Raw genomic sequence first — 6,465 nt, forward strand, 5'->3', positions numbered from 1 at the left:
CACACCGTGCCAGGCACGATATGCAGCACCGAAGGCGGCTTTCTCACCGGCTGGCAGCCTGATGAGTTCGATGCGGAGTTCTTCTCAATCTCCCCGCGTGAAGCCTCGGCAATGGACCCGCAGCAGCGGTTGTTGATCGAAGTTGCCTGGGAAGCCTTGGAAGACGCGGGTGTGCAGCCACACACTATTCGCGGGACGCAAACCTCGGTATTCGTCGGCGTCACCGCCTACGATTACATGCTTACGCTGGCAGGCCGGTTGCGGCCCGAAGACCTCGACGCCTACATACCAACCGGCAATTCAGCGAACTTCGCTGCTGGACGGTTGGCCTACATCCTCGGAGCTCGGGGTCCGGCGGTGGTTATCGACACCGCCTGCTCGTCGTCGTTGGTGGCCGTGCACCTGGCATGCCAGAGCTTGCGTAGCCGGGAAAGCGACACGGCGTTAGTCGGTGGAACCAACCTGCTGCTTAGCCCGGGACCGAGCATCGCCTGCTCGCGCTGGGGGATGCTGTCGCCGGAGGGGCAATGCAAGACCTTCGATGTGTCCGCCGACGGGTATGTGCGGGGCGAGGGCGCCGGGGTGGTGGTGCTGAAGCGATTGGATGACGCGGTGCGCGACGGCAACCGCATCCTCGCCGTGGTGCGCGGCTCGGCGGTCAACCAGGACGGCGCCAGCAGCGGCGTGACCGTTCCCAACGGGCCGGCGCAGCAGGAGTTGCTCCGCACCGCGTTAGCGTCGTCGAAGTTAGCCGCTGCGGACATCGACTACATCGAGGCCCACGGAACGGGCACCCCGTTGGGTGATCCGATCGAACTCGATTCGTTGAGCAAGGTTTTCAACGATCGGGAGGGCTCTGCTCCGTTGGTGATCGGGTCGGTGAAGACCAATCTTGGTCATCTGGAAGCGGCGGCGGGTGTCGCTGGGCTAATGAAAGCTGTGCTCGCCATTCGCAACGGGTACATTCCGCGGCACCTCAACTTCCACCAGTTGACAACACATGCCAGCGAGGCGGCAGTGCGGCTAAACATTGCCGCCGAAGGCCTCGAATGGCCGACCACCGGTCGGCCTCGCCGGGCGGGGGTGTCGTCGTTCGGCGTCAGTGGAACGAATGCACATGTGGTGCTCGAACAGGCACCCGCGCCGGTGGCAGCGCCTGGGTCGCAGCCGAGCCCTGATCCGGCGGTGTCGACGCTGGTGGTGTCCGGCAAGACGGTGCAGCGGGTGGCCGCGACGGCGTCGGTGCTGGCCGATTGGATGGAAGGCCCCGGCGCTGCGGTGCCGCTGGCTGATGTTGCGCACACCCTGAACCATCACCGGGCCCGGCACACCAAGTTCGGCACGGTGGCGGCCGTTGATCGGGGCCAAGCGGTGGCGGGGTTGCGGGCGCTGGCCGCGGGTCAATCCGCTTCCGGCGTGGTGGCCCCCCGTGACAGCGCGGTCGGTCCGGGCACGGTGTTCGTCTACTCGGGACGAGGATCGCAGTGGGCCGGAATGGGCCGCCAACTGCTGGCCGACGAACCGGCATTCGCCGAAGCCATCGCCACACTAGAGCCTGAATTCGTTGCACAAGCGGGCTTTTCGCTGCACGATGTGCTGGCCAACGGCAAGGAACTGGTTGGTATCGAGCAGATCCAGCTGGGACTGATGGGGATGCAGCTGGCGCTGACCGAGTTGTGGCGGTCCTACGGGGTGGAACCAGATGCGGTGATCGGTCACTCGATGGGCGAAGTGGCCGCCGCGGTGGTGGCCGGTGCGCTGACCCCCGCTCAGGGGCTACGGGTCACCGCGACCCGGTCGCGGCTGATGGCGCCGTTGTCTGGGCAGGGCACGATGGCGTTGCTCGAACTCGACGCCGCGGCGACCGAGACGTTGATCGCCGACTACCCGCAAGTGAGCTTGGGGATCTATGCCTCCCCGCGCCAAACCGTGATCGCCGGGCCGACGGCCATGATCGACGCTCTGATCGACAGGGTGCGCCAGCAGGACGGTTTTGCCACCCGAGGCAACATTGAAGTGGCACCACACAACCCGGCCATGGATGCGCTGCAACCCCAGATGCGTTCGGAATTAGCCGATCTCACCCCGCAGCCACCAACCATCCCGATCATCTCCACCACCTACGAGGACCTCAGCAGCACTCCCATCTTCGACGCCGAGCACTGGGCGACCAACATGCGTAACCCGGTGCGCTTTCAGCAGGCCATCACTCACGCCAGTAGTGGCATCGGCGGCGACTACCACACCTTCATCGAAATCAGCGCACACCCACTGCTTACCCACTCGATCAGCGACATCGTGCGCAGCATCGACGGCGCAGCCGATGAAAATACCGTCAGCGCCGGCTATTTGAGCATCGGCACTCTGCAACGCGACGCCCACGATACCCTCGAGTTCCACACCAACCTCAACGCAACGCACACCAGCCGCCCACCCCGAACTCCCCACCCCTGCGAACCACACCCCGTGCTGCCCACCACCCCGTGGCAGCACACCCGCCACTGGATCAGCGCCACATCGGCGGCATACCACAGGGCGGATATCCACCCGCTGCTTGGCGTCGGTGTCACCGACCCCACCAATGGCACCCGGGTTTGGGAAAGCGAGCTCGACCCTGATCTGCTGTGGCTCGGGGATCACGTTATCGACGATCTCTGCGTGCTGCCGGGTGCGGCCTACGCCGAGGTCGCGCTGGCGGCCGCGACGGACGCCTTCCCAGACGAGCGAACTGAACAAGGTCAGCCGTGGATGATCTGCGAGCTTGACCTTCACCAGGTTTTGCACGTGACCGAAGGTATTGTTCTCGTCACCACGCTCACCGGCGACGAGCAGCGGTGCCGGGTCGAAATACGCACTCGCAGTGGCTCTTCGGGTTGGACCACCCATGCCACCGCCACCGTTGGACGTGCCGAGCCAGTGCAGCCGTCGGATCGCCAGGGGCGCGACGCAACCCCGGCCGATGTAGTGGATGAACTCGACCCCGACGACTTGTATCAGCGGCTGCGGGGCGCCGGCCAACAACACGGACCGGCGTTTCAAGGGATCGTCGGGCTCGCGGTCGAAGAATCCGGTGCCGCCCGCGCTGAAGTGCGGTTACCCTCTTCGGCCAGAATGGGGTCCCGCGACTTCCTGCTGCACCCGGTCATGATGGATATCGCGTTGCAGACACTGGGTGCTACCCGGATGGCGACCGACTTGGCCGGCGGGCAGACCGCCCGGCAAACATTGGTGCTGCCAGTACGTTTCGCGGGCGTGCATGTGTACGGCGATATCACCCGCGGTGTCTGCGCGGTCGGGTCGCTGATCGCAACCGAGGGCTCAGATCGGCTGGTCGGCGAAGTCGTCCTGACTGATCAGGACGGCCAACCGTTACTCGTCATCGACGAAGTCCAGATGGCGGTGCTTGGCGCCGGTAGCGGCGCAACGGAACTTACCGATCGCCTATTCGCGTTGGAGTGGGAGCCCGCACCGCTGGACAAGGCGGCCCAGAGGTCTTCGGCGCAGAGTGGTCTGTTGTTGATCGGTGACATCGCCGCCGGCGACCCGCTGCTGCCCGCGCTGCAGTCGTCGCTGCGCGACCGGTTGAGCGAAAGTGGGGCAGAAGTTGGGCTGGTCTCCGCAGACGACCAAGCGAAGCTGCAGGCGGCGATCACCCGAACCGACATCAGCTGGGATGGCATCGTCGTGGTGTGTCCGCCGCGAGCGAGCGATGAGTCGTTGTCCGATGATGCTCAACTGGAACTAGCGCAGACGCGCACCCTCCAGATCGCCGATGTGGTCCAGGCGGTGACGCGCATGGGTGCCCGCAAGAGTCCGCGACTGTGGATCGTCACCCGAGGCGCGCAGCAGCTCGATGCAGGCGAGTCAATCACGTTGGCGCAGACCGAGCTACGTGGAATCGTCCGGGTGCTTACGTTCGAGCATTCGGAACTCAAGGCGACGCTGCTTGACATCGAAGCCGACGGCACAGGCTCACTGGCCGACCTGACCGAGGAGCTGCTGGCCGGTTGCGACCACGACGAGGTCGCCTACCGGGACGGGCAACGCTACGTCAACCGGTTGGTGCCGGCGCCGACCACGCCGAAGGGCGAACTGGTCGGCGAAACTCGCCGCACGGTCGTAGAACTGGATGGCTCAGGCGCAGTCCGGCTGCAGATCGATCAACCCGGACGACTGGACGCATTGACGGTGCACCAGGTTAAGCGGGGCAAGCCGCAAGGCGATCAGGTCGAGGTCCGGGTCGTCGCCGCGGGACTCAACTTCAGCGATGTGCTCAAGGCGATGGGCGTGTACCCGGGACTCGACGGTGCCGCACCAGTGATCGGTGGCGAATGCGTCGGCTACGTGACGGCCATCGGCGACGACGTTGACTCTGTCGAGGTTGGGCAGCGCGTTATCGCCTTTGGCCCCGGCACATTCGGAACACACCTCGGGACGATTGCCGACCTCGTCGTCCCCATCCCCGACACGCTACCCGATCACGAGGCGGCCACGTTCGGCGTCGCGTACCTCACCGCTTGGCACTGCCTGTGTGAGGTTGGGCGGCTGTCCCCCGGCGAACGCGTGCTGATCCATTCCGCCACCGGCGGTGTCGGCATGGCGGCGGTTTCGATCGCCAAGATGATCGGTGCTCGCATCTACACGACGGCTGGCTCTGATGCCAAGCGACAAATGCTGTCCGAGCTCGGGGTCGAGTATGTTGGCGACTCGCGAAGCGTGGACTTCGCCGACGAGATACTTGAGCTTACGGACGGCTACGGCGTCGATATCATTCTCAATTCGCTGGCCGGTGAAGCAATTCAGCGCGGCGTGCAGATACTTGCTCCCGGCGGTCGGTTCATCGAAATTGGCAAGAAAGATGTCTACGCCGATGCCAACTTGGGCTTGGCCGCACTGGCGAAGAGTGCGTCCTTCTCCGTGGTAGACCTTGATCTGAATCTGAAGCTGCAACCGGCGCGGTATCGCCAACTGCTGCAAGACATCTTGGCGCAAGTAGCCGATGGCGGACTACAGGTGCTTCCTGTCACCGAATTCAGCCTGCACGACGCGGCCGACGCATTTCGGCTCATGGCGTCCGGCAAGCACACCGGCAAGATCGTCATATCAATACCGCGCGAGGGCAGTATCGACGCGATCGCGTCCCCGCCACCGGTTCCACTGGTCAGCCAAGACGGCGGCTACCTGATCGTCGGTGGTATGGGCGGTCTCGGTTTCGTCGTCGCGCGGTGGCTGGCCGAGCAAGGCGCGGGATTGATTGTCCTGAATGGACGTTCGGCTCCCAGCGATGACGTTGCGGCGGCCATCGCGGACCTGACCGCCGCCGGTCACCGGATTGAGGTGGTCACCGGTGACATTTCCGAACCCGGCACGGCGGAGGCGCTGGTGCACGCGGTCCAAAGCGCGGGTTTCCGGTTGGCTGGAGTTCTGCACAGCGCCATGGTTCTCGCCGACGAGATCGTGCTGAATATGACGGATTCCGCCGCGAGACGGGTGTTCGCTCCGAAAGTCTCCGGCAGCTGGCGGCTACATCAGGCCACCGCTGCGCTCGACGTCGACTGGTGGTTGACCTTCTCTTCGGCCTCCTCGCTGCTCGGCACGCCCGGGCAGGGTGCCTATGCCGCCGCGAACTCGTGGGTCGACGGCCTCGTTGCCCATCGGCGCTCGCTTGGACTGCCCGCCGTCGGAATCAACTGGGGCCCATGGGCCGAGGTGGGGCGGGCCCAGTTCTTCGCCGATCTCGGTGTCTCGCTGATCACCGCCGAGCAGGGGCTGGCTGCGATGCAGACGGTGCTTGCCGCTGATCGTGCGCAAACCGGTGTGTTCAGCCTCGACGCGCGGCAGTGGTTCCAATCCTTCCCGGCCGTGGCGGGGTCGTCGTTGTTCGCCAACTTGCAGGACACGGCAACCCTGAAAAGCGGGGAACGGCGCGGCGGGGGCAAGATTCGTGCGCAACTGGACGCTCTCGACGCGGCCGAACGCCCGGGACGCCTCGCATCGGCGATCGCCGACGAGATCCGCGGGGTGTTGCGCTCGAGCGATCCAATCGACCACGACCGGCCGCTGGAGACGCTGGGCCTCGACTCTTTGATGGGTCTGGAGTTGCGAAACCGGTTGGAAGCCAGTCTGGGCATCACGTTGCCTGTCGCGCTGGTATGGGCATATCCGACAATCACCGACCTCGCGACCGCACTATGCGAACGTATGGACTATGCGTTACCGGCCGAGGCGCAGGAGGCTCCTGGTGCGGACGCGGAACTGTCCGAAGAGGAGATGGACCTGCTCTCTGATCTGGTCGAGGCCAGCGAGCTGGCCGCGACATTATCGGATGGCGCAACGAGAGGCGAGTCATGACGAGCTTGGCGGAGCGCGCAGCGCAACTGTCGCCGAACGCACGAGCGGCCTTGGCGCGCGAACTGGTCCGGGCTGGGACCGCTTTCCCGACCGACATTTCAGAGCCAGTCGCTG

The 6,465-nt window shown here is 65.1% G+C and carries 2 protein-coding genes; both read left to right on the forward strand.

The annotated features are described in order from the left end of the window. Positions 1-6,351: type I polyketide synthase (locus AC2VOU_RS17490; RefSeq protein WP_486958509.1), on the forward strand; the 6,351-nt coding region annotated here is incomplete at its 5' end. Beyond that, positions 6,348-6,465: hypothetical protein (locus tag AC2VOU_RS17495; RefSeq protein ID WP_486958510.1), on the forward strand; the 118-nt coding region annotated here is incomplete at its 3' end. The genes AC2VOU_RS17490 and AC2VOU_RS17495, both read left to right, overlap by 4 nt.

The sequence above is a fragment of the Mycobacterium sp. TH-M25 genome, assembly GCF_057473665.1.